Here is a 26,240-nt window from a genome sequence, read left to right on the forward strand (position 1 = left end):
GCGGACCTGGTGCTCGTCCAGGGCCGCCAGGCCCTTGCCGGACTGGAAAAACTCCTCGACCCGCCACCTTGATCCAGCGACGCGCACCAGGGTGGCCAGCCGGGAAACGTCTCACAGTTGCTGCGGCGGCTCGGCCTCGGCCAGGTCCCGCTGACCCACGACGCCTTCCACGAGCTCCAGCCCTGGCGGGCCGCCGCTCATCTGGAAGAACTCCTGATGGCGTGCGGAGTCCTGCCCGCGGTCGACAAGTATCTCTGTTCCTCCAGCGCTGGCTTCCCGGGCACCTGGCCAGCATCGCCGATCCCGAGCACGTCAAGACGATCAGGCTTTTCGCGACCTGGCGTGTCCTTCCTCGGCTGCGGGCCCGCGCCGAGCGGAGCCACATCACACCCAGCGTCCGGCGGTTCGCCGCCGAGCAGATCAAGTACGCTACCGCCTTCCTGCAATGGCTCGGTGAGCGCAACAGCACCCTCGCTCCTGCGGCCAGATCGACATCGACGCCTGGTACGCCGAGAACACCGAACACGGCCGCACCTGCCTGCGAGCCTTCCTCAACTGGGCCGTGCAGGGCCGCCACTGCCGACGTTCTCTTTCCATCCCCGCTATGAAGGTCTCCCGGCGGGCCGCACTGAGCGAGGACGAGCGCCTCGATGCCCTCGGCCGACTGCTGACCGACGCGGAGATTCCGATGCGTCTGCGTGTCGCAGGAGTCATCGTGCTCCTCTACGCGCAGCCCGTGAGCCGCATCGTCCGGCTCAGCGTCGAGGACGTGATCCGCGTCGGCGAGACCGTGCTGCTGAGGCTCGGGGATCCAGCCTCGCCCGTTCCCGCACCGGTCGCTGACTTGCTGCTGGAGCACATCGCGAACCGCGACAACATGAACACCGCCACCAACCCGGCGTCCCGCTGGCTCTTCCCGGGCCGCCGAGCCGGCCAGCCGTCCCGCCCGGATCATCTGTCCGCGCTCCTGAACGAGGTCGGGGTCCCGGCCACCGCTGCCCGCGGCGCCGCCATCCGCCAGCAGCTCCTCGAGCTGCCCGCCCCTGTCGTCGCGGACGCCCTCGGCTACCACGACAAAACCACCAGCCGCCTGATCAGAGAGGCCGGCGGGACATGGAGCCGATACGCCGCTGGCGATCACACGGACGACCATGCACACGCCCAGACCTGTGCCCGCGGAACGTGAAGGCAGGCTGGTGCACTCACCTGCTAAGATCTTCGTCAGTAGTGAGCCTTCCTGGCCCGGATACAACATCCGCCCAGGGAGGCTTTTTTCATGCCCTGGCGCCGCTTGTCCGGGGACCAGCGCTCATCAAACAGGCGTCAGCCCCAAGCCTCGGTATCACCCGATCCGGGCATGCGGGGCGCGCGCCGGTTGGCCACCTCTGCAAAGGAGTCACGTGCCAGACGTATCCATTCGCCTCGCAGGCATCGCCGACCGCCCCGTAGTGGAGCGGCTATGGCTGATGTTCCGCCATGACATGTCGGAGTTCGGCAGTCTGCTGCCCAACACTGATGGAACCTTCCGCAGCGACCGGCTCCACATGGCCTTCTCTGAGCCCGACTGGGCGCCATACCTCCTCACAAGCGGTGACAGCCCCGCTGGGTTCGCATTCGTCCGCAGTCTGACCGCCCCGACACGGGTGCTGAACAGCTTTTTCGTGGTGCGCGGCGCACGGCGGACAAGGATCGGGCTGCACGCTGTTCAGGAGATCGCGGCCAGACACCCCGGCTCGTGGGAAGTCGCGTTTCAGGATGCCAACATCGCCGCGGTGCACTTCTGGCGTCGCGTCGCCACGGAGATCGCCGACGACGCATGGACAGAGGAACGCAGACCGATACCAGGTCGGCCCGACCTGCCTCCTGACGTATGGATCTCGTTCAACACCCCTGCGGAGACGCACGACTGACTATCAATGCGGGGAAGCCGCCGAGCACATTCGGCGGCACCGCCCACGCTGGCTGGGCAAGGCAATGGGGTCACCGAGCTGCTTTCGCTACACACCGTCAACATCGCCCTCGCTGCACCCAAGAACTGGCGACAGTTGAATACGCGAGCCCACCAGTAAGTAAGTAAAGGCCGTGTGCGGAGACCTGGAGCCGCTGACCCGCGCGGTGCCCCCCCGCCTCCTGATGCGGCAGCAGAGCGCGAGCCCGCCAGCGTCCTCCTGTAGGGGGGGCCGGACTGCGTTCAGTGTTTGTTGTCGTGGCCGATGAAGAGCTCCAGCAAGGCCCGAACGGGCAGGTGGCTTTCAGCCGGATGGCGGAGCGGCCCCTCCAGGAACGCGCTCACGGGGGCACGGCCTGCACCGAACCGGCTGCCCGACCTGCTGACGCAGGGTTCGGGTCCCCGGTCACCGGTGGCGAAGCCGATATCGGATTCCGGTTCAGCGGCGGTGTCTTCCCCTCGGTTCGGCCGACGGCACCGAGGCGGTCAGCGTACGGTGGCGAACCGCAGAGCGTCCCCGGTGATGCGTGTGGCGGCGAACTCGGTTCCGGCGACGAACCGCATCATCGGCCCGAACATCGGGGCAGCGAGCGATCCGGTGAAGTACAGGCCGGGGATGGACGACTCGAAGGTCCCGGTCAGATGCGGAGCCTTCGAGCCCTGCACACAGGCCAGCACTCGCCGTAGCGCAGGCGACAGGAACGGTACGGCGTCCAGGTCGAGGCGGTAGCCGGTGGCCGTCAGCACGTGATCGACGGTGAGGGTCTCCGGCGACGTGCCGTCGGTCCCGGTGACCTCCAGGCGGACCGCGCCCTGGGATGTCGCCACGGCGTGGGCGACTCGACGTGAGTTGCGTACCGGCACGATGCCCTCCACCCGGTCCCGCAGCCACCAGCCGCCCGAGGGGCCCAACGCGCGCCTAAACAGCAGCAGTCGGGCCGACGCGGGCAGCCGCCGCACTGCGCCGGGGGCCTTGCACACCGCGGCCAGGATCCAGCCGGTTCCCAGCGGTGAGGCGGGCTTGGCCAGGCGCTGGGCCCAGGGGCGGACCAGGTCGGGCGTCATCCCCCACAGCACCCGCCGGTCGCGGACCAGCACCTCCACCTCGGCGCCGGCCTCGTGCAGCAGCGCCGCGCTCTCCAGCGCGGACTGGCCCCCGCCGATCACGGCGACCCGCCGGCCCGCATACGCCGACAGGTCGGTGTGCTGGCTGGTGTGCGACACCAGGGCATCGGGCCCAGGCCCTTCGGGTGCGAGCCGCAGCAACTCCTTCGGAATGTGGGCCAGTCCGTTCAGGCCGGTGGCCACGACGACGGCCGCGGCCGCGCATTCCTGCCCATCGTCCAGCCGCACCACGAGCCCGGCGCCGGACGTGGCCTGGTCGACGGCCACCACCCGGGCAGGATCCACCTCACCGACGTACCGCTTCTGAAACCACTGCCCGTAGCGCACGAACACGTCGCACGGGATCGGCGTCAGCTCGGTCAGCTCACCCTGGCCGTGCACCCGGCGGAAGTCCGCCAGACGCCCGCCGGGCTCCGGTGCCGACAGGTCGGTGGCGGCCGGCGTCGACTTCAGGAACATCCCGGTGGCCATGGCGTGCCGCCAACTGCCCATCACCTCACCGAAGATCCGCACCGCAGCCCCGGCGGCCCGCAGGTGCGCGGCCACCGACAACCCGTACGGCCCGGCCCCCACCACGACAATCGGAAGCCCCGCGCTCCCGGCGAACGCCTGCTCGCGGGCAGGGCGCTGCCCCGGAAGAGACTGCGTCATGAATCCCCCAACTGGTCCTCGCCGCCTTCCCCAAGACGGCGCGACACTCCGGGATGGTGCGCCGGCCAACGGCCGCCGCACCCGTCCCCCTCCGTGCCCGAGTGTGCCCCCGCCCGCCGGAGCGGGCCTACCGAAGTGACCCACCTTGACCAAAATCTGGGCGAAGCAACCTCCCGGTGCAGACCGTCCGGACTTCGGCCCGTTCGCCCAACTGGCCCGGGGCGTCGGCCTGGAAACCCCCGGGTTCCTCAGCCCGCACTGGATACTCGCCTCCCTCGCCAACATCGTGACCTGGGAGTTCGTCGGCTACAACATGATCATTATGTTCGCCGCGCTCCAGTCGGTCCCGCCCACGCTGTACGAGGCCGCGGCCATGGACGGCGCCGGCGCCTGGCGCATCGCCTGGCACATCAAGATCCCCGCCATCCGGCAGGCACTCATGCTGAGCGTGATCTTCTCGGTGATCGGCACCTTCCAGATGTTCAACGAGCCCAAGCTGCTGTCCGGGCTCGCGCCGGAGGCCATCAGCACGTCGTACACCCCGAACATGTACGCCTACACGCTCGTCTTCACCAATCAGGAAGTGAACTACTCCTCGGCCGTCTCCTTCCTGCTCGGCGCGGTGATCGTGGTCGTCTCCTACGCCGTGCAATTCGCGTCCCATCGGAGGGCCCGCCAGTCATGACCAGTCCCACCACCTCCACCCCGGCTCACCGTCCGTCCGGCCGACGCAGCAATGTGCTCACCCTGCTGAGGCTGGCCTGCCTGGCCTACTTCCTGCTGCCGCTGTTCTGGCTCGTCGTCTCGGCCACCAAGGACAACGGCTCGCTGTTCTCCACGTTCGGCCTGTGGTTCGGCGGCGGCTTCGACTTCTTCGCGAACCTGCATGACGTGTTCACCTACGACGGCGGCGTCTACGGCCGGTGGCTGCTCAACACCGCGCTCTACGCCGTGGTCAGCTCGGTCGGGGCGGCCTTTCTGGCGGCGCTGGGCGGGTATGCCTTCGCCAAGTTCCGCTTCCCGGGGCGCAATCTGCTCTTCTCCATCGTGCTGGGCTCAATCATGGTGCCCAGCACCGTGCTGACGATTCCGACGTACCTGCTGTTCAGCAAGATGGGGCTGGTCAACACACCGCTCGCGGTGATCGTGCCGATGCTGGTGAGCCCCTTCGGGTTCTACCTGATCCGGGTGTACGCCGAGGACGCCGTTCCCGACAGCCTCATCGACGCGGCACGCATGGACGGAGCCGGCGCGTTCCGTACCTTCTGGCAGGTGGGCTTTCGTCTCCTCCTGCCGGGACTCGTCACCGTCCTGCTCTTCCAGCTCGTGGCCAGCTGGAACAACTACTTCCTGCCGCTGATCATGCTCAACAACCCTGACCTGTACCCCGTGACCATCGGCCTTGCCCAGTGGCAGGCCCAGGCGGCCGGAGTGGGCGGCGCCCACGCCCTGTTCTCGATCGTCATCACCGGATCACTCGTCTCGATCCGTCCGCTCATCGCAGCCTTTGTCCTGCTCCAGCGCTACTGGCAGGGCGGCCTCGCCACGGGCTCCGTCAAGGACTGACGGGTGAAGCCCTCGGCTTCCTCCGGGACCTCGCCGAGAACCTCCTCGATAGACAGCGCGGATGGCCTTCCTGACGGCCCGGGCGGGGCCGTCGGGGACGACATGCCCGACCACAGCCTCGGGGTCCAGTACCTCCGGCCCTGTTCGCAGGTGAGGTAGTTGGTGTGCGGGGCGGTGGCTGATCGGGTGTGTTGTTGATTCGTTGAGAGGAAGGTGTGAGAAGCCGTATTTCTATCGATGATGAGGGCGGCTGAGCTTGACTCTGTCGGGGATCTTGGAGCGGTCGAGGCCAATTGCCCAGCGTTCGCCAGGACTTCGACCGGGGGATGCCGTGCTGGTCTAGGAAGGTCTGGAAGGCGGTCGGTGGCCGTGGTGAGGCGGGTTCCTCAGTCGGTGGCAGGCCGCTGAGGCGTTCGATGTTCACGGCGATGGCCGTGAGTACGTGTTGCAGCTGGGTTTTCGGCTGTCCTCGGTAGCGGCAGTGGCGCATGCCGTGTCCGTGGGCGAACTCGTTGATGGTGCCCTCGACTCCGGAGCGGACCGCGTAGCGGGTCTTCCAGTCGGGGGTCTGCTGCTCGGCGCGGGCGCGGAGTTGCAGGTCGCGGAGTTCTCGTGGGGGAAAGCCCACGGTCCGGGCGCTGTCGGCGGTGGTGGTGCACCGGGTGCGGACCGGGCAGGGGCGGCACTGGCTCTTGGTGAACCGGGCCACGATCAGGGGTGCTGCGGTGGGTGAGGAGGTCGGGTAGGGGCCGTGCCAGCCCTGGCTGACCTGGCCCTGGAGGCAGGTGACCTGTCGGCGGTCGAAGTCGATGTGGAAGTCGTCCCTGGGTTGCTCGCCCGCGCGATCTGCGCGGTCAGAGAAGGGACTTGCTCACCGGAACGGGAACGGAGCGACAACGCACACCCCAACAGCGACATCGGCCTACGGGACAGCCCCGAACATGCCCGTTGATCATGCCGCCGCACCGGGAAACACCAAGATCCCCGACAGAGTCAAGCTAAGCCCAATACCGGTAACTTGTGGGCTTTGGTGTGCATTTGAGTCGTTTGGGTTTAGTGGCGTCGATGATGGTGATCGCCGCTGCCTGACGGTGTGGATCTGTTGCGGTTGTTCAGGGCCGGTAGACCATCCCCGGCTGGGGTTTGGCGGGGGCGAGCAGCTGCGAGACCGTGACGATGGTGTAGCCGCGCTGCTTGAGTGCCTTGATGATTCCCGGTACGGCGGGCACGGTTCCTTTGTGCAGGTCGTGCAGCAGGATGATGCCGTCGCGGTGGGTCTGGTCGAGCACCCGCTTGGTGATCAGGGCCGAGTCGGTCGTCTCGTAGTCTTTGGCCGTGACGCTCCACAGCACCTGTGCCAGTCCCAAGTCCCGGCAGATCTTGGCCACATCGCGGTTGGTGCGGCCCTCCGGCGGACGCATCAGGATGGGCCTGGTTCCAGTGATCTTCTCGATGGCGCTCTGTGTCCGGGTCAGCTCCTGACGGGCGTCGTCCGCGTCGATATCCGTCAAAACCTCGTGATACCACGTGTGATTGCCGATTTCGTGTCCCTCGCGCGAGATGCGGCGCAGGATCTCGGGGTACTTCTCGATGTGGCCCTTGCCCTGCACGAAGAACGTCGCGTGCAGATCCTCCTGCTTCAGGATGTCCAGCAGCTTGGGGGTCGTCAGGCTGGGGCCGCCGTCGAAGGTGAGGGCCACGCACTTCGCCTTGCGGCAGTCGACGTTCCCGGCCACCGATCCCGATGCCTTGCCGCGGGCGGCTCGTGGCGAGGTGTGATCGTAGGTCGTGACCGTCAGTGCCAGAATCAGCGCGACGGCCACGGCTGTTGCGACGGCGATGAGTATGCGAGACCGTCGTATTCGCACCTTGAGGGGCATGCGAGACCTTTCCATGGTTCGAGTTGTTGCGGCAATTGGTTAGTGACGACCTTCACGGCGCTCAGGTTGTTCTCGGCGCGGCGACCGCGGGACCACTCGAACCCGCTACCGCGTGCTGGTGAAGCCCGGCTTCGCCGCGAGGTCTCGCAGGTGCACGTCAAGTGTCAGGCGTTGCCTCAGGAGGCGTCCGAGCCGACGCTCCACCCACGTGTGGACAAGCGCGGCCAGACCCAGCATGCAGATGACGGACACCGCTATCGAAGGCAACGGCCCCAGCCCTGGAGCTGCCTTGATCAAGCCCTTGGCCAGGGGAATTCCGACGCTTTGGTGGACGAGGTAGAAGGGGTAGGTGAGCCCCCCGGCGGTGACCAGCCAACGCCATTGCAGTCCCGCCCACGGTCCGACACCGGCCAGTGCCAGCAGCCCGAGACAGAGGGTCATGATGGCCGCGCACACGGCCCAGGAGGGCCGGCCCTCGCCGGGGGACGTGGTGGCATGGTCGGCCACCCGGAATTCGAGCACGGTGAGTTCGTAGCACCAGGCGAAACCCAGCAGAAGCCACAGCAGGAGGTTCCGTCCGAACCTGCGCATGAGGTAGAGCACGATCCCGGCGACGAAGAGGCCGATGTATCGGGTCAGTACGAATTCGTTGAGCAGTGGCGAGTGAAGTTCAAGGGTGATGACACCGGCCAGGAGCCACGCTCCGCAGAAAGCAACCATCCGCCGATAGGACAGTCCGGAGATGAGCAGCACGGCCATCAGCAGGTAGAAGCGAGCCTCCACCCAGAGTGTCCAGCTGACTCCGCTGACCAGTTTGAGCCCCAGTGGCCCCGGAACCATCGTCAGGTTTCCCAGAACTGTACGAGTGTCGATGTGCGTGGCGGCAGGCCAATGGCCCATCCGTGCGACCAGGACAAGCATGACGACCAGGAGCACCGTGCACCAGTAGGCCGGGAAGAGCCGTGATATGCGGGAGACCGTGAACTGTGCGGGAGTCCGTCCCCAGCAGCTCATACAGATGACGAATCCGCTGATGATGAAGAAGAACTCGACGCCGAGCCAGCCGTAGCGGCTGACCTCATGCAGGAACGGGGCGAAATCCCTGAGCTCGGTCTTTCCCCAGAAGTGCGGGGTGGGCGTCCCCAGAAAGTGATACGCAGCCACCATCACCGCTGCTACCAGGCGGAGCCCGTCTATTGCGGCCAGGCGCGCCTGCCCACTCTGCGATCTACTCGAGTCGATGGACCCACTCGGCTTACTGCGTTCCTGGATCTGCCTTCCTGTTCCATGGCGCAGACTCATGCGACGCACCCCATGTCCCGGGATCGGCCGTCGCGTACGACGAAGGAGTATCCACATTCCGGGGGTCACCTCACTTCTTGGCGGCCATCAGGATGTCGGGCGAGATGTCTGGCAGTTGCCGGTATCGATGTGGTCGATGAAGCGCCAGCCGCCGCGGCTGGTTGCCGCAGTCGACGTCGAGCATGCGGTGTTCGGGGCGCAGCCCGTGCTCGACGAGGTAGTCGAACTGCATCTGCCCGAGCGCCAGCCACCGTTCGTGCGTCTGGCTACCGACCGCGGCCTCGAGGTTGCGGTGGGTGTCGGAGGCCATCGCGGCCCGGTTGTAGCCGACGTGGTCGGGGTGCTTCAGGCGCAGCCAGGCGTCCCGGCTGAGGTACGGCGTGACGCTGCCGTGGTGCCGCAGGGCGTAGTCGATCTTGTGGGTGAGGGCGGCGCGGCTGTCGCCCAGTTTCTTCGGCGACTTGGCGTCAGCGGGCATGGCGAAGTGACCTCCGTGCTGAGGGGACCCTTGCAAAGGGGGACCGTTGAGAAGGGGCCCGGATTGAGGGGGACCCCTGATGAGGGAATGACCGATGCAGTGGCGCGGCGCAGTCAGACGCGGCGCAGTCAGACGCGGCGCCGCAGGAGCAGCATGGTGGCGGCCGTGAGCAGAATGGCGAGGCCGACGAGGACGGCGGTGTCGGTCCACTGGAAGGTCCAGTAGTCGCCGACGGGATTGGCCTCGTAGAAACGGGCGACGTACCCGTGCTGGGCCATGCACTCCTTGAGCTGGGCGCTTGAGGGGAAGGGGCAGTTCAAGACGTCGTCGTGGCGGCCGGAGGCGGTGATGAGGCCGTAGTGGCCGGTCGACCACTTCTCGCCCATCGGCGGCTTGGGAACGCTGCCGGCGCTTACGTAGGTATGCGCCGAGACCAGCAGGCGCGTCCTGTGTGTCCACTCCAGCAGGAGGGTCATCGCCCCCGTGACCAGGAGGGTCAGGCCCATCGCGGCCAGGACCCGGCGGGCCAGCAGACCCAGCAGCGTGCCTGCCGCCAGGCCGAAGAGAGCGGCGGCCACGACGCGCGGGCCCGAGCCGCTCAGGGCCGTGCTGTCGTACCAGAACAGGCCGTAGCTGCGGTCGGCGGCCGGCCGCCACCACCATGCGAACACTCCCGCCAGCAGGCCGGAGACGGCCACCGTGGTCGCCGCGGCGAGGGCGATCCGGGAGGCGAACCACTGGCCGCGGCTCATGCCCTGGCCGAGGACCATGCGGTGCGTGCCCAGTTCCCGGTCGCGGCCCAGCAGCGGGGCACCCCAGAAGACGCCGATCATGACGGGCAGCGCGATGTTCAACGTCCCCAGGTACTTCAGCGGTTCGGTGTCCAGCAGCAGGGGCAGGCCGGTGCCGGGTTGGGTGCAGTACAGCGGCCCGGTGCCGCAGTGGTCGAACAGCCCACTGTGCAGGGCGTCCAGCATGCCCGATCGGTAGTACGCGGCGATCGCCGCGGCGGCGGCCAGGACGGCCGCGCCGATGCCGACCAGCACTCGCTGCTGGCGCCACGCGAGCCAGAGGGAACCGCTCCAGAGGGAACCGTTCCGGAGGGAGTCCTTCACGCCGCCGCCTCCGTCGGCTCGGCGCCGTCCGGGCGCACCGTGTCGCCGGCGCGGAGGTAGCTGATCAGGATGTCCTCCAGCCTGGGCCGCTCGACGTGCCAGTCGCCGCGCAGTGGCCCTCGCTGCCGTACCAGGGCGGTCAGCTGTCGGCCACCGGCCCGGCGGTGTACGACGGTGTGCCGTGCGAGCAGGGCATCGGCCTGGTCGGCGTGCCCGGTCAGTACGGCGTGGTTCTCGCGCAGTACCTCGGCGTCCTCGCACAGCTCGATACGCCCGTCCCGCAGCACCACTACCCAGTCGCAGGTCTGCTCCAGTTCGGGCAGGACGTGCGAGGACAGCACGATGCTCGTGCCGCGCTCGGCGGCCTCGGCCATCAGCGCCGCCATGATCTCACCGCGCGCCACGGGGTCGAGGTCGGCCATCGGCTCGTCGAGCAGCAGCAGTTCGGGTCGCTTGCCGAGCGCCAGGGCGAGCGCGACGCGGGTGCGCTGCCCGGGGGACAGCTCGCCGACACGGGCCGCGAGTGCGATGCCGCCCTCGCGGACCGTCCGCTCGGCGACAGCCTGGTCCCACGAGAAGTTCAGCTTCCGCCCCATCCGCAGGGTGTCCGCCACGGTGAAGCGGGGGTAGAGCGGCTTGTCCTGGGTGAGCAGAGCGACCCGGGCTCGGGCCTCGGGAGTCCCCGGGGCGGCGGCGTCCAGTACCTGTATCTCCCCGGTGCGGGGGCGCAGCAGGCCGCCGGCCAGATGCAGCAGGGTGCTCTTGCCGGCGCCGTTGCGTCCGACGAGGGCGGCGATACGGCCCCCGGGCACAGTGAACTCGCAGTCTCTCAGGGTCCAGCCGCCTCGCGCCCGGTACCGGAATCCGAGTCCCGTGGCGCGCAGCGCGGCCGGCGCGTCAGGCCCGGTCATGCGTCCTCCTCTTCCGCTCCCCGTCGCCCGGGGTGCTGCTGTCTGTCCTGCTCGTTGTCGTAGGCGTCCAGGGTGGTGGTGACCAGGGCGAGGATGTCGGCCCGTTCGAGCCCCGCCGCCCGTGCGCGTGCCGTCCAGGCGGTGAGGTCCGCGCGCAGGGGCGAGTGGTCCTCCGCGCCGGGCCGCGCGAGCGACCGCGTCACGAAGGTCCCCAGCCCGCGGCGCAGTTCGACCAGGCCGGCCTGCTCCATGTCGCGGTAGGCCCGCAGCACGGTGTTGGGGTTGATGGCGGTCTCCGCCACTACCTCCCTGGCCGTGGGCAGCTTGTCCCCGACCTTCAACGTGCCCATCCGAAGCGCCCGTTCGGTCTGCTCCATGATCTGCACATAGGCCGGTACGCCGCTGCCACGGTCGATCCGGTACTCGACCACATCACCTTCCATGACCACAGTGCGTCCAGCACACTTCCACTAATGAATTAATACAAGCATGGTGGGAACATGGCAGCGTTGTCAAACAGGAGCACTGCCCTAACTAGTGCACCCCCGACACCGCCGGGTGATCCCCTGCCAGGCAGGCGGATAAGGGGTATGCGGTCGACCGGCGTCGTCGTGGGAGTGCACCTTCCGGACCTGGGGGCGGGCTGGTCGAGTCGGCCGGGCGCGGGGCCGCACCGGGTCTTGGACTCGGCGGCGGACGGTGCGCTCAGCCGGTGCCGCCGGGGCGGCGGGCGAGTACACCCGCGATGGTGAGGAGGACGAGCAGGACGCCGGTGAACCACGTCATTGCGGCGGTCACGGTGGTGTAGAGGGTGGCGATGCCGAGGCCGATCGGGGGCAGGGTGAGGCCCAGGTAGGCGATGAGGAAGAGCCCGGCGAGAGCTTCGCCGCGTTTGGCGGGCGTGGCCATGGCCACGACGGTGCCGACCGCGGACTTGAACAGCACTCCGGCGCCAATGCCGGCCACGATGCCGGCCACCAGGAATACGGGGAAGCTGGCGGTGCGCATGCCGATGGCCAGTGCTGCCACCCCTGCGGCCTGGGCGAACAGGCCGATATTCCTGCGTATCTTGGCATCGAGGCGGCCGGTGAGCGACTGGGCCGCCGCGGCGGCACCGAACACGGCGAACACGATCAGCCCGGCCAGTGCGCGGGAGGGGTGGTGCAGGGTGTGGCCGACGAACCCGGGGGCCAGCGAGGTGAACAGGCCGAAGACCGCGAAGGACGCGAAGCCCGCGGCTGCGGCGGCCACGTATCCGGCCGGGTCGCCGTGGTCGGCGCTGACGCGCTGCGGGCGGTACGTCGGCCTGACGGGCTGCTCCTCGACTGTCTCGGGGGTGAGCGCGACCGCGGCGACGCTGATCAGCAGCAGGGCGCCGAAGACGAGGTAGGGCAGGCGCAGCGGCGCGTCGAGGTACTGGGCGAGGAGGCCGGCGACGAGTGGGCCGAAGCCGAGGCCGCCGATGTTGGCCGCGGTGGAGACGACCTCGAAGCGTTGCGAGGAGGCGCCGGGGCGGTGCGCGCTGTGCAGTTCGTGCAGGTGCGCGGTGGCGGTCGCGGTGAGCATGCCGACACCGAGGCCGGTGACCAGCCTGGCGAGGAGGAGGACCGGCAGGGACGGTTCGGTGAGGAACAGCGCGGCGGCGACCAGTTCCAGCGTCAGCGCCGTGATCAGGACCTTCCTTCGGCCGATCCAGTCCGAGACGTGCCCGGCCAGCAGCAGACTGGTCAGTACGCCGATGGCGTAGACGGCGAAGACGATCGTGACCGTGAACGTGGAGAAGCCCTCGCGTGCCTGGTACAGGGGGTACAGCGGCGTCGGGACGGTGGAGAACGCCATGGCTGTGACGAACACCGAGGCGATCATCCAGAACCCGGCACCGTACCTGCGGGCCGAGTGTTGCGTGTCGCCGCCCTCGGCGGGTGCCCGGCGAGCGGGCCGCGGTCCGGACAACGACATGTGACTGCTCCGATTTCGTGAAGGTTGTCGGCCGGCGTCCGGGATCGACGTCGGCCGTGGGGGTCGGTCGCTGCCCCGGGCCCATCAGCCCGGGGCAGCAGCGACGCGATCCCGGCCGCGATCGGCATCGGGAAGTTTCACGGGACGATCAGGCCAGCTGGCCGTGGGCCTGGGCCCACTTGACCTCGGCCCCAGCGGCCTCGCCGCCGGTGGCCTCCGCCTGGGCGCGGCCCACCGACTCCATGACGGCGGCGTAGCCCGGGCTGACACTCGCGTAGATGCCGCCCCAGTCCGCCCAGTCTTCGCGGGCCCAGGTCTTCTGCAGCTCGGCCGCCACGCCAAGGACGTCGATGACCTTGACGCCGGCCCGGCTCAGGCGCTCGATCGAGATCCGCTGAGCCTCGTCGGAGTAGGTGCCCGAGGCGTCGATGACGGCGTACACGTCGTATCCCTCGGCGAGGGCCGACAGCGCGGGCTCCACGACGCAGATGCTGGTCATGATGCCGGCGACGAGGAGCGTACGGCGGCCGGTCTGCTCGACGGCGCGGCGGAAGCCCTCCACGTCCCACGCGTTGATCTCGCCGTGACGCTGGACATACGTCGCCTTGGGCGCGTTCTCGAACACCTCCGGGATCAGCGGGCCGTTCGGGCCCTCGGGGACCGATGCGGTGGCGATCACCGGGGCGCCGACCAGGGCGGCGGCCTTGGCCAGTACGGCCACGTTGTTGCGCAGCTCGCGGACGTTGGTGTGGTTGACGATCTGCAGCAGACCGCTCTGGTGGTCCACCAGCAGTACCGCGGCGTCTGCGGGGTCGATGAGGCCGTTGTTGCTCGACATGATGTCTCCCTGGGGTAAGGGCGGACGTCCGGCACCGGGCCGAATGTCCTGGTTTCACCAGCAGCGTCCTTTGCTGCTGATGACCTCTTCAACCCCCTGCCGCAGTGGTCGCTTCCCATGTCGGGGAGATGGTTCAAGATGACGGTAATCTCTTTCAGAGATAGCCTGGGGTTCGGCCGTACGGAGTGTGGGATGGATCTTCGGCAGATGGAGGTCGTCGTCGCGGTCGCCGAGGAGGGCGGCTTCAGCGCGGCGGCGCGACGCCTACACGTGGTGCAGTCCGCGGTGTCCACCACGGTGCGCGCTCTTGAGCGCGAGTTGGGCGCATCGCTGTTCCACCGGACCACCCACCGGGTGTCCCTCACCACGGCGGGCCAGGCGTTTCTCCCGGCCGCCCGTGCCGCGCTACAGGCCGCCGAACAGGCCCGAGCCGCCGTCGACTTGACCAAAGCAGAGCTCCGGGGAGAGATCGCGATCGGCGTCATGCAGGGTCTCTACACCGGCCTCGCCCAGGCGTTGGCCGCCTTCCGTCACCAGCATCCGCAGGTGACGGTCAGGCTTCGCCAGGCGTCAGCGGACGACCTCCTGCGGGCACTGCGCGACGCCACCATGGATGTGGCCGTCGTCGCGCTGGCCCGTCCCCAGCAGCGAGGACTGGCCGCACGCCTGCTGAAGGAGGAGGAGATGGTCCTGATCACGGCGCCGGGGCGCGCCGTGGAACCCGAGCGACCGGTCACCCTCGCCGAGGTGGCCGGCCTGTCACTGGTGGAATTCCCCGTCGGCTGGGCGATCCGGCACTCGGTCGACCGTGCCTTTCGTACGGCCCTCGTCGACCGCGTCGCCACCTTCGAGGTCAACGACATTCTCAGCGCCGCCGACCTGGTTCGCCTGGACCTGGGCGTGTGCATCATGCCGGAATCCCTGGCCGCCCGCTTTCCCGACCTGACGACACGCCGGTTCGCCCAGAACGCACCGACCTGGAAGGTGATGGTGGTGCATCCCCGCGGGCAGGTGTCTCCGGCCGTCACCGCTCTGCTGCGTCACATCACGTAGGCAGCGGCCTGGCCGCACAGCAGGGCGGACACCTGGGGGTGGCGGGCGAGGAGGTCGGCGAGTCGGTGTTCGCCGAACTGGCGGATGGCGTCGGCGGAGCACGGCTGAGGAACTCGTCACGGCGATCCGTACGCGCAGACGGTCCGTGACTGGCTCGCGGCCGACCCCGACCAACCCGATTCCCACAAATGACCCTCTCGCGGTCGATCAGATGGGTTACTGCCGCTCGGCACTACACCGCCCGGTCTCCCGAGATCACGGCTGCTCTTGCGTCGGTGCGAGGGCCGTGCTGCTCGATGGGGAGATCGTGGTTCGCGCCGGCCGGACTTCGGTGCGCTGCAGCGCCCGGTGCATCGCACCCGGGAGGCCGCGATCCGCGCCGGCGCGGCCGCCAGCCCGGCCATCTACATCGCTTTCGACCTGCTGCACACTACCGAGCCGCTGTTCGACCACCCGTCGCTCGTGGTGGAACGGCTGGGCGAGGATGTCGGACGGACCGTCGACTGGAGCAATCCGCGGGTCGTGTGTGTCGCGACGGAGTTCACCCGCTACGACACCGTGGCGGCCGGCATGCCGCATCACCGGATCGACCTCCTGGTGTACCGCCAGTACGCGCGAGACCTGGTGACCCTGGAGCTGGTGGTCTCGGTCGCCGGGGGCTGCGGTACCCGGTCGCTGCGCGCGAGTTCGTCGGGCCGCTCGCGGCACCGCGCGCAGGTGCCGTCGGCTGCGGGCGCCTTCTGGGCGGTTTTGCCGATGAGTTCACCGTCCTCGAACGGTCTACCCAGCGACACGACCGTTCGCGACAGGAGTGCCATGTCCACCATCCAGCCAGTGATCATCACTGCCGACCAGGACGTCCTGCTCGGCTTCTATACGAAATTGTTCGGCGCCGAGGAGGTCTTCCGGGTGCCGGCGGAAGGCCCGGCCTTCTACCTCGGCTTGCGCATCGGCGACACCGACCTCGGGCTGGTGGCCAAGACGAACCCGGGGACCGGGGCGGCACCGCGGATCCTGCTCAGCATCGGTGTCGACGATGTCGACGAGATGCTCGGCCGGGTGACGGCGCTGGGCGGCTCGGTCACGTGCTGACGGCGCCTCCGGCAGCAAGATCCCTCTCAGCGCCGACAGCTGTACCGGCTCTGGAAGCGCCGACTCAGTCGGAGGCGGCGATCGTGGCGTCGGCGGAGTTGGTGAGGGCGTCGAGGCGGGCGGCGAGCTCGGGGTGGACGGTTGTCAGGTGGGGGCGGGTCGCGTTCAGGGGGCGGACGAGGGCGGCGGGATCGTCCTGGGCGAGGGCCGCGTCGAGTTGGCTGAGCGGGAGGCGGGCGGCGGTGGGGAGGTCGGTGAGGGCGGTGATCTGGCCGGCGATGCGGCGCAGGCCAGCGGCGTTGTTTCGGGCCCAGGCGGTGAGGGTGCGGTCGGCGGCGCGGCGTTCGCGGGTGGCCTTAACGCGTTGTTCGCCGGTGGTTCCGGTGGGGCCGGGTCGGCCTCGCAGGTAGCGGCGTTCGGCGGCCTGGCGGCTGGCGACGCCGAGCGGGTGGGCGAGGTCGGCCCAGCTGGCGCCCGCGCCGCGTGCTGTTTCGATCAGGCCGGTTTCCCATCCGGCGAGCTGTTCGCGGACCTGCCGCAGCAGCAGGAGGGAGGCCAGGGCCTGTTCCGGTCCGGGGCCGGCATCAGGGGCGTCGGAGGTGGTTTGTCGGGCGGCATACAGAGCGTCGTCTATGGCGTGCAGGGCCGCGGCGGCGGCGAGGAACGAGGTCGGGCTGCGGCCGTCGGTGCGGGAAGAGGCCGGCTGGTCGGCTGCTGTCATGGACACCTCCCGAGTGTCGTCGGTTCGATGACTGCGTGCTTGTCATCCATTGGATGACATGTTACAACGGTTTGCGTAAGGCGCATTGGCAGGTACTGCCGCGAACCTTCTGGAGGTGTTTCACGATGTTGATGCGCACCGACCCCTTCCGTGAGCTCGACCGGCTGGCTCAGCAGCTGGTGGGCCCGGGCACGTGGTCGCGGCCGTCCGCGATGGCGATGGACGCCTACCGCGAGGGTGACGAGTACGTGGTGGCTTTCGACCTGCCGGGGGTGAGCCCGGAGGCGATCGACATCGACGTCGAGCGGAACATGCTGACCGTCAAGGCCGAGCGCCGGCCCGTGGCGAAGGCCGACGACGTGCAGATGGAACTCTCCGAACGGCCGCTGGGCGTCTTCTCCCGTCAGATCGTGCTGGCCGACATGCTGGACACCGACCGCATCAAGGCGGACTACGAGGCCGGGGTGCTCACCCTGCGCATCCCGATCGCCGAGCGCGCCAAGCCCCGCAAGATCGCCATCGGCGGGGAATCCTCCCGCAAGGAGATCTCCGGCTGACCCCGGCGAAAAGAGCCGATCAACGGCGGAGGGCGGGCACCTGATCTCCCCTTCACCCCGCCCTCCGCACCCACCGGAGCACAGCAGCCGAAGAAGGGTGGCGGCCGAGGTGACCCTGCGAATCGAAGCGTTCCTCGACCAGGTCAAGGAGCGCGGCGAATACCAAAGTGAGCAGGAAGCAGAACGCGCGGCCCGCGTGGTCCTTGCCCTGCTGGGCGCACACCTGGTCGGCGAGGTACGTGCCCAGCTGGCGGCGCGCCTGCCGGAGGGCTTCGCCCTGATCCTGCTCAACCCGCTGCAAAGCGCCGAACCGCTGCCACCGGAGCGGTTCATCAGGGCGACGGCGGCCTGGATCGAGGGGGCCACCGAGCAGACCGCCACCTGGGACGTCAGCGCCGTCCTCAGCACGGTCGCCGACGCGGCCGGCGACGACCTACTGGCGCAGATCCTGCTCCAGCTCCCCCCGGGCTACGACCTCCTCTTCGGCCGCCCCCAGCCCACGTGACCACACCCCCGGTGTCGGAGCACCGACACCACGCTCGGTGACAGAAAGGCAACCACCGCAGTGATGTCCGACCGACGTGCACTGCTCCAGCACGCGCCCGTGATGACGTACGAGGAGATGCTGGAGAAGGTCCGCCACGAAGGCGCCTACCCCACCCGGGAACGGGCCGAAGAAGCCGTCCGCCTGGTGCTATCGGGACTCGGACGCCAGCTGACGGGCGAGGAACGCGTCGAACTGGCCGCCCGCCTGCCCCTTCAAGCCGCACGCATCCTCACCGAACAGATCCCCGACATTGAGCCCCTGACCGGCTGGGCCTTCGTGAAAGACCTCGCCACCCGCAGCGGTATGACCCTGGCCACCACCCGCTGGGACACCGGCTCCGTCCTCGTCGCCGTCGCCGCCCTGGCCGGCCCCGAACTGCTCACCCGCATCCTGCGCCAGCTCCCCACCGGCTACGCGCTTCTGTTCGGCCGCGCCGAACTCACCCAAGCTGCCTGAGCGCGTGCCATCGCACTCTGATGAAGGCGGCTTCACTCACCGGCGGTCGGTGTTGTCCGCCTGTCGCCCGGCGTGGTGATCAGGCCGGGGCCTTCGGCTGTGCCTCGCCGCCCTGGGTGCGCAGTTGCTCGTTGATGCGCTGGGCTTCTTCGAGCTGGTCTTCGAGGATGACGATGCGGCATGCGGCCTCGATCGCGGTGCCCTGGTCGACGAGTTCGCGGGCGCGGGCGGCGATGCGCAGTTGATAGCGGGAATAGCGGCGGTGGCCGCCTTCGGAGCGCAGCGGGGTGATCAGGCGGTGCTCGCCCAGGGCGCGGAGGAAGGCGGGGGTGGTGCCGAGCATCTCGGCGGCCCGGCCCATGGTGTAGGCGGGGTAGTCGTCATCGTCGAGATTGTCGACGGGACGGGAACTGGCAGGGGGCATAGACCTCTTCTTCCAGGGGACACGTCGGGGGGCCCGAGCGCCGTACGGCACCCGGGCCCCGAGCTTTCAACACCATCTACCGGCCAACTGTGCCGGCCTTCTTTGTCCGCAGGTTCCGCCCGGGAGGGCGGGCCTGCAGGGATCGCGGATGCGTGACCGGGGACCACCTTCCAATCCGGGGCCTTGCGGTACCCGGGCGGACTTCTTCCTCGCCCGGGCGATCCTGATGGCGTCTGCTCCTTACCTCATTCGGTTACACGGTTGTACTGCTGGATAACGCGGGTACTGCTCGCAACCCCTGGGGGAGGGGGCCGCGTCCTGCTTGACCTGCATGCACGGCAGTTCATCTCTGCCGCACCCTCATCGACTTCCTGGGTACGCCAGAAACAATAACCCTGCGACGAGCCAATGTCTACTGTGACCGCAACAGGTTTTCTTGCGAGCCCATGCGCGGGCTTCTGCCGCAAATGCACCCGGAAGAGTGCCGTCCCGGGTGAAGCCCCGGCGGGCGGGCACACGCTGAGCCGGGCCGCACAACCGATCCAAGGGCGAGGTGGCAGCGCATGACCGACACGCAGACGACGCGCGCGCGAGTCCCCAGGGTCTCTGTGCGTGCCGAAGGCGACAGTCCCGCCGGTATCGCTCACGCTCGTGACGCCGTCCGCGCCTTCGCCGACGAGCTGGACCCGGCCGCGGCCCCCGGGACGGCGGAAACCCTCGCACTCGGGGTGTCCGAGCTCACCACCAACGGCCTGCGCCACGGCGGCGGCCGATACACCCTCCAACTCACCGCCACCGCCGATGCGGTGAACGTCGCCGTCAGCGACCTCAACCCCGCACCCCCGCGGGAACGTGCCCCCGACCTCAACGCTGGCACCGGCGGGTTCGGTGGTCCGTCGCCTCACCAGCAAGGTGACCATCACCCCCGGCCCCTGGCGGGGCAAGACCATCCACGTCCGCCTCCCACGGCGACCCCGGCAGCAGGAACTCCTTAGTGCTGGATTCCGCTTTCGGTGGGTATAGCTGCTGGTAGCGGGGCGGTTGCGGGTACTCGGGGGCGGGTGCTGGGTCATGGTGCTGAGGGCACGGCCGGGCCGTAACGAGGGTGAGCAGGCGGTGGTCCACCGCCTGGCGTCGGCCAGAAAGGCGCCGAAGGATGTGGTGGAGCGGTGCCGGATGGTGGAGCTGAGCTGGGACGGGTGGCTGGTCCCGCAGATCGCCGACGAGCTGAGGTGCAGTCAGAAGACGGTGCGCCGCTGGCTGCACCGCTTCAACCGCTTGGGGCTGGAGGGCTTGGAGGATCTGGGCGGGCAGGGCCGCAAGCGAAGGATCACCGAAGCCGAACGCTCGAGGATCGTTGGCCTGGTCAAGCAGACCCCGCCCGGCCGACTCGAGGTGCAGCCCTCGAACGAGATGTGGGCCGCGGACGAGTCAGGGCCCTCGGAGCGGACCTTGGACACGCTGGACACCGCGGCCCGGGACCTGGGCATCGAGGTCAGCCGCACCCAGGTGCGCCGGATCCTGCTCGCGGAAGGGGTCCGCTGGCGGCGCACGCGATCCTGGACGCGCTCGAAGGATCCGGACTTCGAGGGAAAAGGACGCGGATCGTCGAGCTCTATACCAGCCCGCCCGCCGGCGCGACGGTGGTCTGCGCCGACGAACTCGGCCCGGTGATCCCCCGCGCTGTCCCACCGGCACCGGGCTGGTCGCCGGACGGGCACCGCGTCAAGAACGAGATCGACTACTCCCGCGGGCCGGAGAAAACCTGGGTCTACGGCGCCTTACGCGTCCGCGACGGTCAAGCGATCACGATGACCGCCACTTCCCGCAACAGCGCCTTCTACCAGCGGTTCCTCCAGTTGGTCGAGGAAGCCAACCCCGCCGGGGACATCTACGTGATCACGGACAATCTGTCCTCGCACAACAGCGTGTCCACCCGCGCCTGGCTCGAGGACCACCCACGCATCAAGCACGTCTTCATCCCGGTCGGCGCCTGCTGGCTCAACCTCCAAGAAGGCTGGTGGCGCACCTTCCGCAAGACCGCCCTGGCCGGACGCTCCTTCGGCGACCCAGGCCACATCACCCACGCCATCAACGTCGCCACCGGTCAGCTCAACTCCCGCGCCCGACCCTGGATCTGGGGCAGACCCGCACCACCCACCACTGCACGCTCGTCGATCACGCCCGGAGGCTGCCCGGACTGCCACTATCAGCGGCGGCTGCACACGATCGAGGGGCGGCACGGGAAAGCGAACACGGGCCGACAACCAGCCCACTACACTCACCCAAACCGCCCCTGAACAGGGAAAACGTCAAAGTGCGGCTGGAGTACTAATACTCCAGCTGTATATCGTGATCAGCCGTCAGGCTTCGAAGCGGTGGCGGGCGGCCTCGATGTGGCCGAAGTACCGGTGGGTCCAGTCGCACATTCCGTCGACGGTTGCGCGTAGGCCCTGGCCCGGCTCGGTGAGGGTGTATTCGACACGCGGCGGGACGGTGGGGTGCACGCTGCGCTCGACCAGGCCGTTGCGCTCCAGCATGCGCAGGTTCTGAGTGAGCATCTTGTGGCTAATGCCCTCGATCCCGTTCCGCAGCTCGCTGAATCGCAGGGTGCGTTCACCGAGAGTCTCGATGATCAGGAACGCCCACTTGTTGGCGACGTCGGAGAAGATCTCTCGCGCCAATGAGTCCGCGCGCCTGAGGTCCGCTTCCTCGGATCGGCCCTTGATCTGTTTGGTCACCATCAGGTTCCTCAGTCACTAAAAAGTGCGTTCTTCCATGTCAGCGACCACTCTCTTACGGTTCCTGAGTAACCACAAGAGACCACGAGGGTCTGGAGTGACGAGCACGGGCCTACGATGCCCGGACAAGGAGACGGACGGCATGGCCATCACCCTGGTGAACCCCAGCGGATTGCCCGAGATCGATGTCTACCGGCAGGTCTCGATCGCAACTGGGTCGAAGCTGGTCTTCATCGCCGGGCAGGTCGCCTGGGACGCCGAGGGGATCACGGTCGGCGAAGGCGACCTCGCCGCGCAGGTCGAGCAGTGCTACCTCAACATCGGCACCGCCCTGGCCGAGGCCGGCGGCTCCTTCGACGACGTGGCAAGACTGACCTTCTACGTTGTCGACTGGACTCCCGACAAGATGCCCCCGCTCCTGGAGGGGATCTCCCGGGCGGCCGCAAAGCTGGGAACCACCCCGGTCCCGCCGGCCACGCTGCTGGGCGTTGCGGCACTGGACGTTCCCGACCATCTGGTCGAGATCGAAGCCACCGCGGTCCTCGGCTGAACAGATGCCCTTCGCCCGCTGAGCACCGAAGTGGCCAACTGCGGTGCGCAGTTGCCAACCAGCGCGCTCGGCACATCATGTCTGGTTCGCGGCTTGCCGGTGGTAGTAGCCGGCTCGGGACCGGGCCTGATGACGTCGCCGCCAGTCGGACCAGCCGAGCCGGTGGGCGGCGTCGTGGACGGGTCGGACGACGAGGGCGACGAACAGGCGCTGGATCTCGTTGCAGGTGAGCGGGATCAGCTCCTCCGGGGCGGGGTGCCGGGCGTGTTCGTCGGCGCGGACGGCAGCGAGGAAGGCGTGGGCGAGCATGGCAAGGGTGACCCAGCGGGTCCAGGAGACGAAGCGGCGGACCTGGTGATCGTCGAGTCCGGCGAGCCCCTTCTCGGTCTGGAAGGTCTCCTCCCTTCTTCAGCAGGACGTAGGACGGGGCTCCGGTGATCCCGTATCGCTCGGTTGCGGCCGGACAACGCGTGATGTCGGCGCGGACGGCCGTCAGGCGGCCCGTGTAGTCGTCGGCGATGCCACCCACGACGAGGTCCATCACCGGCAGGGCTCGATTGCCTTGGGCCATGTCCCGGTGCGTACATCCCGGTACCAGTCGCTCAGGTGATGCTCGGTGACGTGCTTCAGGTACTCGGCATCGGGTTTCGTTGCGTGCCGGAGCAGCGTCTCCGTGTAGGGCACCTAAAGGTGGTAACAGCGTGGGGGCACCGAGGACGAGGCACGATTCCTGGACCGCTCGCGGACGCGGTCCTGGACGGTCGAAGAACGCGTCAGCTGACCCGAAGACCGACCGCCAGCGTCAGTTCAAGGACCCGGTGCGGCGATGCGAGATCCGGAAACAGGTCCCGCAGCTGCGACATCCGGTACCGGACGGTCTGGGGATGGACGAACAACGCCGCCGCCACCTGATCCCGCCTGCCCTGGTGGAGCAGCCACGCCCGCAACGTCTCCTCCAGCCGCCGCGCGGTTGCGACAGGCAAGGTCCGCAACGGTGCGAGGGCTCGGGCACGCAGGTCTGCGAACGCGTCCACGTCGGCGCTCAGCACCAGCTCGGGCAGGTGGTCCTCGGTGTCGCGAATATCAGAGGAGAGGGAGCGCGCGCGTACGGCTCGTGCGTACGAGGCGGACGCACGAGTCCATGGCCGGGCCGGGCCGACCACGGCGGTGCGGTCGGTCAGCTGCCGCAAGAGATGTGATCGGTCGGCATCGGGGACGAGCAGCACGCCGAAGGCGTCCGGCAGATCGTCGAGGACGAGGGTGCTCGGGTCGAGCGCGCGGTAGGCAGGCCGGGCCTGGGCGGCGGGCAGCAGGACCGCAGTCAGCGAAACCGGAGGCTGCCACCCGGCCCGTTGAGCAGAGACAAGCAGCACGTCCGGGCTCGCGCCGGCGAGGAGGTCGCGGGCCAGGTGTTCCAGGTGGCGCTCGTGGGCCCGGCCCCGGGCGGCCAGTTCGTCGGCGTGGCCCGCGGCGCTCGCGGCGGAGAGCTCGTCGATGTAGGCGAAGGTCAGCTCGGCGAACTTGGCGACCTCGGCGGCGGGCAGACCTGCGGGTACGGCACCCGCTGCCAGGCATCGCCAGGCCACGCGGGCGCCGACGCGGTAGGCGCTGAGCAGGGCGTCCATCGAACGGCCGTCCCGGACCTCGCCGCGGCCCAACTCGTAGGCTGCGTCACCGGCGTCGCCGCCTGTGGCGTTCCCGCTCGCGAGGTCCAGGTAGTGCCCCAGGGCGGTGCGGACGGCTCGGCGGATGGTGCCGCCCATGCGGCCCGAAAGGGCGTTGGCGTAGGGAGGGACCTCGTCGATGATCGCCTGGACGACCTCGTCGGCAGTGGTCTTCAGCGCGGCCCGCAGTGCGGTGACCGTCGTCTCATCCAGGGCCAGTTCGCTGGCCCTCCGGATTGCATGGCTCATGTTTTGTTCCCTGTGAACAATTCAGCCGACCAGATTTACGTCCAGCGGTCAGGACTTTACGCCTTGAGGCACAGCAAGCTGGAGTCATGACGAGTGCAGCCCTCCGCAGTAGGGCTTGGAAACTGCTGGAGATGGTCACGACACCGCTGCTGCCGTCGGACTACCTCGACCTGGTCAGCCCGCTGCGTGCGGGCGCTGACCTGCGTGGGCGCATCGAGGCCGTGCACCCCGAGACGGGTGACGCCGCGACCATCGTGATCAGGCCGGGACGAGGCTGGCGCGGCCACACGGCCGGTCAGTACGTGCGGATCGGCGTCGACGTCGACGGGGTGCGCCTGTGGCGTGCCTACTCGGTCACCTCACCGGCAAAACGCCGGGACGGCCGCGTCACGATCACCGTGAAGGCGATCCCGGACGGCAAGGTCAGCAACCACCTGGTCCGCAGGGCGAAACCGGGCACGCTGATCCAGCTCGACCAGGCGACCGGTGACTTCGTGCTGCCGGAGGTCAAGCCCGCCAAGGTGCTCTACCTGACGGCCGGCAGCGGCATCACGCCCGTGATGGGCATGCTGCGCGACACCGAGTTCAACGACGTCGTCATGGTCCACTGCGCGCCACAGCCGCAAGACGTGATCTTCCGCAACGAACTGCACGACCTGGTCGCGGACAAGAAGCTGCAGCTCACCGAGGTGCACACCGACACCGACGGCATGCTCGACATCGCCCGTCTCGACGAACTCGTGCCCGACTGGGCCGAGCGCGAGACCTGGGCTTGCGGGCCCGCGGGCCTGCTGGACGCCGCCGAAGAGCACTGGAGCGAGCACGGCGTCGCAGAGCGCCTGCACACCGAACGCTTCCGCCCCAGCATCGTCGTCGCCGGCGACGGCGGCGAGGTCACGTTCAGCGCCACCGGCAAGACCGTCGACGCGGACGGCGCCACGCCGTTGCTGGACGTCGGCGAGGAGGCCGGCGTGCTCATGCCCTCCGGGTGCCGCATGGGCATCTGCTTCGGCTGCGTCACGCCGCTCAAGGCGGGCGCCGTCCGCGATCTGCGCACCGGCGAGATCACCGAGGCCGCGCCGGGCGTCCTCATCCAGACCTGCGTGTCCGCCGCGGCGGGCCCCTGCGACATCGAACGGTAGGAGCACCGTGACCGCCATCGACCCCACCGCCCACCTGACCGCGGACCAGATCGAGGAGCTTGGCCGCGAGCTGGACGCGATCCGCGACGAGGTGATCGCCAGCCGCGGCGAGAAAGACGCCACCTACATCCGTAAGGTCATCTCGGCGCAGCGCAAGCTCGAGCTGGTCAGCAGGGGCGTGCTGCTGTTCTCGATCTTCCCGCCCGCGTGGCTGATCGGCACCGCCGGTCTGTCCGTGGCGAAGATCATGGACAACATGGAGATCGGCCACAACGTCCTGCACGGCCAGTGGGACTGGATGCGGGACCCGAAGATCCACTCCACCACCTGGGAGTGGGATCACGTCTCGCCGTCCGAGCAGTGGAAGCACTCGCACAACGAGCTGCACCACACGTACACCAACGTGATCGGCAAGGACAACGACCTCGGCTACGGCATCATGCGCGTCGACGAGGACCAGAAGTGGCACCCGTTCCACCTCGGCCAGCCGCTGTGGAACTTCATCAACGCCTGCTTCTTCGAGTACGGCATCGCAGCGTACGACCTGGAGCTTGGCAAGAACCTGCACAAGCGCCGCCGCAAGAACCCCGAGTTCCGCGCGCGGGCCAAGGCCGTGGGCCGCAAGATCCGCAAGCAGGTGCTCAAGGACTACGTGATCCACCCGCTGCTGTCGGGCCCGTCGTTCCTCACCACGCTCGCCGCCACGTTCACCGCGAACCTGGTCCGCAACACCTGGTCCCACTCGGTAATCATGTGCGGGCACTTCCCCGAGGGCGTACAGGTCTTCGAGCGCCGGTCGATCAAGGGCGAGACGCGCGGCCAGTGGTACCTGCGCCAGATGATGGGCTCGGCGAACATCAGCGGCAGCAAGGCCATGCACTTCATGACCGGCAACCTGTCGCACCAGATCGAGCACCACCTGTTCCCGGACCTGCCGAGCAACCGGTACGCCGAGGTCGCGGTGAAGGTGCGCGCGTTGTTCGAAAAGTACGAGCTGGAGTACGTCACGGGGCCGCTGCCCAAGCAGGTGTTCTCCGCGTGGCGCAAGGTCTTCCGGCTCTCGCTGCCGAACAAGAAGCCCAAGGTCAAAACACCGGCCCGCGAGCAGGAGCTCGTCGCGGCCTGATTCCCGGTATCGGTTCAGCGTGATTCTTGCGAGGAACCCCGGGGCGTTCACGCTCGGGAGGTATCGCGTCCTGAGGTGAGCGGTGCGGAGCACCGTGGTGGCGTCCGGCGCGGTGCGCCGGGATGGCGGGTCCCGCGTGGTGTGG

The 26,240-nt window shown here is 68.6% G+C and carries 26 protein-coding genes and 5 pseudogenes; 15 read left to right on the forward strand and 16 right to left on the reverse strand.

Annotation, left to right across the window (positions count from 1 at the left end):
• Positions 1 to 604 precede the first annotated feature (604 nt).
• Positions 605 to 1,186, forward strand: a complete 582-nt coding sequence (locus tag ACIBK0_RS48600) for a hypothetical protein (protein WP_399095873.1) — start codon at positions 605 to 607, stop codon at positions 1,184 to 1,186.
• A 214-nt stretch (positions 1,187 to 1,400) separates the two neighbouring features.
• The gene (locus ACIBK0_RS48605; RefSeq protein ID WP_399095876.1) at positions 1,401 to 1,910 is read left to right on the forward strand and encodes a GNAT family N-acetyltransferase; all 510 of its coding nucleotides are present in this window, start codon (positions 1,401 to 1,403) and stop codon (positions 1,908 to 1,910) included.
• Positions 1,911 to 2,434: 524 nt separating this feature from the next.
• Here ACIBK0_RS48605 and ACIBK0_RS48610 read toward each other — a convergent pair.
• Entirely contained in the window at positions 2,435 to 3,724 is a 1,290-nt protein-coding gene (locus tag ACIBK0_RS48610; RefSeq protein WP_399095879.1) for an FAD-dependent oxidoreductase, read from the reverse strand.
• Positions 3,725 to 3,911: 187 nt separating this feature from the next.
• On the opposite strand from ACIBK0_RS48610, the pseudogene ACIBK0_RS48615 reads away from it, so the two are divergent.
• Together ACIBK0_RS48615 and ACIBK0_RS48620 are read left to right on the forward strand one after the other, a co-directional pair.
• Positions 3,912 to 4,409: pseudogene (locus ACIBK0_RS48615) on the forward strand (carbohydrate ABC transporter permease); the annotation flags it as partial.
• Complete coding sequence (locus ACIBK0_RS48620; protein ID WP_399095882.1) at positions 4,406 to 5,290, forward strand: carbohydrate ABC transporter permease; 885 nt, start codon at positions 4,406 to 4,408, stop codon at positions 5,288 to 5,290. The pseudogene ACIBK0_RS48615 and the gene ACIBK0_RS48620, both read left to right, overlap by 4 nt.
• Here ACIBK0_RS48620 and ACIBK0_RS48625 read toward each other — a convergent pair.
• The 9 genes and pseudogenes from ACIBK0_RS48625 to ACIBK0_RS48665 all read right to left on the reverse strand — a co-directional run bounded on the left by ACIBK0_RS48625 (position 5,280) and on the right by ACIBK0_RS48665 (position 13,773).
• Positions 5,280 to 6,101 carry a transposase gene (locus ACIBK0_RS48625; protein WP_399095943.1) on the reverse strand — a complete coding sequence of 274 codons (822 nt, stop codon included), beginning with the start codon at positions 6,099 to 6,101 and terminating at the stop codon, positions 5,280 to 5,282. The two genes, ACIBK0_RS48620 and ACIBK0_RS48625, sit on opposite strands and share 11 nt — an antisense overlap.
• Before the next feature lie 301 nt (positions 6,102 to 6,402).
• A complete protein-coding gene (locus tag ACIBK0_RS48630; protein ID WP_399095884.1) occupies positions 6,403 to 7,170 on the reverse strand; it encodes a polysaccharide deacetylase family protein in 768 nt (255 codons plus the stop codon).
• 105 nt (positions 7,171 to 7,275) lie between these two features.
• Positions 7,276 to 8,466: an acyltransferase family protein gene (locus ACIBK0_RS48635; RefSeq protein WP_399095947.1), complete on the reverse strand. Its 1,191-nt coding sequence runs from the start codon at positions 8,464 to 8,466 to the stop codon at positions 7,276 to 7,278.
• Positions 8,467 to 8,545: 79 nt separating this feature from the next.
• A pseudogene (locus tag ACIBK0_RS48640) lies at positions 8,546 to 8,950 on the reverse strand (methyltransferase); the annotation flags it as partial.
• A gap of 128 nt (positions 8,951 to 9,078) precedes the next feature.
• Positions 9,079 to 10,065: a transporter gene (locus tag ACIBK0_RS48645; RefSeq protein ID WP_399095887.1), complete on the reverse strand. Its 987-nt coding sequence runs from the start codon at positions 10,063 to 10,065 to the stop codon at positions 9,079 to 9,081.
• Positions 10,062 to 10,976, reverse strand: a complete 915-nt coding sequence (locus ACIBK0_RS48650; RefSeq protein ID WP_399095890.1) for an ATP-binding cassette domain-containing protein — start codon at positions 10,974 to 10,976, stop codon at positions 10,062 to 10,064. Before ACIBK0_RS48650 ends, ACIBK0_RS48645 begins: the two co-directional genes overlap by 4 nt.
• Positions 10,973 to 11,419, reverse strand: coding sequence for a GntR family transcriptional regulator (locus tag ACIBK0_RS48655; RefSeq protein ID WP_399095893.1), 447 nt, complete (start codon positions 11,417 to 11,419; stop codon positions 10,973 to 10,975). Before ACIBK0_RS48655 ends, ACIBK0_RS48650 begins: the two co-directional genes overlap by 4 nt.
• 262 nt (positions 11,420 to 11,681) lie before the next feature.
• Positions 11,682 to 12,830 (reverse strand): MFS transporter, encoded by a 1,149-nt coding sequence (locus tag ACIBK0_RS48660; RefSeq protein WP_399095896.1) that lies wholly within the window; start codon positions 12,828 to 12,830, stop codon positions 11,682 to 11,684.
• A gap of 253 nt (positions 12,831 to 13,083) precedes the next feature.
• A complete protein-coding gene (locus ACIBK0_RS48665; protein WP_399095899.1) occupies positions 13,084 to 13,773 on the reverse strand; it encodes an isochorismatase family protein in 690 nt (229 codons plus the stop codon).
• Positions 13,774 to 13,965: 192 nt separating this feature from the next.
• On the opposite strand from ACIBK0_RS48665, the gene ACIBK0_RS48670 reads away from it, so the two are divergent.
• Together ACIBK0_RS48670 and ACIBK0_RS48675 are read left to right on the forward strand one after the other, a co-directional pair.
• On the forward strand, positions 13,966 to 14,826 hold the full coding sequence (locus tag ACIBK0_RS48670; protein WP_399095902.1) for a LysR family transcriptional regulator: 861 nt from the start codon (positions 13,966 to 13,968) through the stop codon (positions 14,824 to 14,826).
• A gap of 816 nt (positions 14,827 to 15,642) precedes the next feature.
• Positions 15,643 to 15,909 (forward strand): annotated as a pseudogene (locus tag ACIBK0_RS48675) (VOC family protein); the annotation flags it as partial.
• Positions 15,910 to 15,982: 73 nt separating this feature from the next.
• On the opposite strand, the gene ACIBK0_RS48680 reads toward ACIBK0_RS48675, so the two are convergent.
• A complete protein-coding gene (locus tag ACIBK0_RS48680) occupies positions 15,983 to 16,639 on the reverse strand; it encodes a type III effector protein (RefSeq protein WP_399095905.1) in 657 nt (218 codons plus the stop codon).
• 125 nt (positions 16,640 to 16,764) lie between these two features.
• On the opposite strand from ACIBK0_RS48680, the gene ACIBK0_RS48685 reads away from it, so the two are divergent.
• The 3 genes from ACIBK0_RS48685 to ACIBK0_RS48695 all read left to right on the forward strand — a co-directional run bounded on the left by ACIBK0_RS48685 (position 16,765) and on the right by ACIBK0_RS48695 (position 18,199).
• Positions 16,765 to 17,196, forward strand: a complete 432-nt coding sequence (locus ACIBK0_RS48685) for an Hsp20/alpha crystallin family protein (protein ID WP_399095908.1) — start codon at positions 16,765 to 16,767, stop codon at positions 17,194 to 17,196.
• Positions 17,197 to 17,305: 109 nt separating this feature from the next.
• Positions 17,306 to 17,701, forward strand: a complete 396-nt coding sequence (locus tag ACIBK0_RS48690; protein ID WP_399095911.1) for a DUF2267 domain-containing protein — start codon at positions 17,306 to 17,308, stop codon at positions 17,699 to 17,701.
• A gap of 63 nt (positions 17,702 to 17,764) precedes the next feature.
• Complete coding sequence (locus ACIBK0_RS48695) at positions 17,765 to 18,199, forward strand: DUF2267 domain-containing protein (protein ID WP_399095914.1); 435 nt, start codon at positions 17,765 to 17,767, stop codon at positions 18,197 to 18,199.
• Positions 18,200 to 18,278: 79 nt separating this feature from the next.
• Here ACIBK0_RS48695 and ACIBK0_RS48700 read toward each other — a convergent pair whose 3' ends face one another.
• The gene (locus ACIBK0_RS48700; protein WP_399095917.1) at positions 18,279 to 18,623 is read right to left on the reverse strand and encodes a MerR family transcriptional regulator; all 345 of its coding nucleotides are present in this window, start codon (positions 18,621 to 18,623) and stop codon (positions 18,279 to 18,281) included.
• Positions 18,624 to 19,186: 563 nt separating this feature from the next.
• Here ACIBK0_RS48700 and ACIBK0_RS48705 point away from each other — a divergent pair.
• From ACIBK0_RS48705 to ACIBK0_RS48715, 3 genes are all read left to right on the forward strand, one after another.
• The gene (locus ACIBK0_RS48705) at positions 19,187 to 19,618 is read left to right on the forward strand and encodes an ATP-binding protein (RefSeq protein ID WP_399095920.1); all 432 of its coding nucleotides are present in this window, start codon (positions 19,187 to 19,189) and stop codon (positions 19,616 to 19,618) included.
• Between the two features lie 76 nt (positions 19,619 to 19,694).
• Positions 19,695 to 20,297, forward strand: coding sequence for a helix-turn-helix domain-containing protein (locus ACIBK0_RS48710; RefSeq protein WP_399095923.1), 603 nt, complete (start codon positions 19,695 to 19,697; stop codon positions 20,295 to 20,297).
• Positions 20,267 to 20,923 (forward strand): transposase, encoded by a 657-nt coding sequence (locus tag ACIBK0_RS48715; RefSeq protein ID WP_399095926.1) that lies wholly within the window; start codon positions 20,267 to 20,269, stop codon positions 20,921 to 20,923. Before ACIBK0_RS48710 ends, ACIBK0_RS48715 begins: the two co-directional genes overlap by 31 nt.
• A gap of 63 nt (positions 20,924 to 20,986) precedes the next feature.
• On the opposite strand, the gene ACIBK0_RS48720 is transcribed toward ACIBK0_RS48715, so the two are convergent.
• Positions 20,987 to 21,367 carry a winged helix-turn-helix transcriptional regulator gene (locus tag ACIBK0_RS48720; protein ID WP_399095929.1) on the reverse strand — a complete coding sequence of 127 codons (381 nt, stop codon included), beginning with the start codon at positions 21,365 to 21,367 and terminating at the stop codon, positions 20,987 to 20,989.
• Positions 21,368 to 21,506: 139 nt separating this feature from the next.
• Here ACIBK0_RS48720 and ACIBK0_RS48725 point away from each other — a divergent pair, with 139 nt between their 5' ends.
• Positions 21,507 to 21,914, forward strand: coding sequence for a RidA family protein (locus ACIBK0_RS48725; RefSeq protein ID WP_399095932.1), 408 nt, complete (start codon positions 21,507 to 21,509; stop codon positions 21,912 to 21,914).
• A gap of 75 nt (positions 21,915 to 21,989) precedes the next feature.
• On the opposite strand, the pseudogene ACIBK0_RS48730 reads toward ACIBK0_RS48725, so the two are convergent.
• The 3 genes and pseudogenes from ACIBK0_RS48730 to ACIBK0_RS48740 form a co-directional block, all read right to left on the reverse strand.
• Positions 21,990 to 22,322: pseudogene (locus ACIBK0_RS48730) on the reverse strand (IS701 family transposase); the annotation flags it as partial.
• Positions 22,315 to 22,493 (reverse strand): annotated as a pseudogene (locus tag ACIBK0_RS48735) (thioredoxin); the annotation flags it as partial. The pseudogenes ACIBK0_RS48730 and ACIBK0_RS48735, both read right to left, overlap by 8 nt.
• A gap of 194 nt (positions 22,494 to 22,687) precedes the next feature.
• On the reverse strand, positions 22,688 to 23,827 hold the full coding sequence (locus ACIBK0_RS48740; protein WP_399095935.1) for a PucR family transcriptional regulator: 1,140 nt from the start codon (positions 23,825 to 23,827) through the stop codon (positions 22,688 to 22,690).
• 86 nt (positions 23,828 to 23,913) lie between these two features.
• On the opposite strand from ACIBK0_RS48740, the gene ACIBK0_RS48745 reads away from it, so the two are divergent.
• Together ACIBK0_RS48745 and ACIBK0_RS48750 are read left to right on the forward strand one after the other, a co-directional pair.
• A complete protein-coding gene (locus ACIBK0_RS48745; RefSeq protein ID WP_399095938.1) occupies positions 23,914 to 24,969 on the forward strand; it encodes a ferredoxin reductase in 1,056 nt (351 codons plus the stop codon).
• A 7-nt stretch (positions 24,970 to 24,976) separates the two neighbouring features.
• Positions 24,977 to 26,095 (forward strand): fatty acid desaturase family protein, encoded by a 1,119-nt coding sequence (locus tag ACIBK0_RS48750; RefSeq protein WP_399095941.1) that lies wholly within the window; start codon positions 24,977 to 24,979, stop codon positions 26,093 to 26,095.
• Positions 26,096 to 26,240 lie beyond the last annotated feature (145 nt).

Source organism: Streptomyces sp. NPDC050564 (assembly GCF_044457265.1).
In the GTDB taxonomy this organism is placed as follows: Bacteria; Actinomycetota; Actinomycetes; order Streptomycetales; family Streptomycetaceae; genus Streptomyces.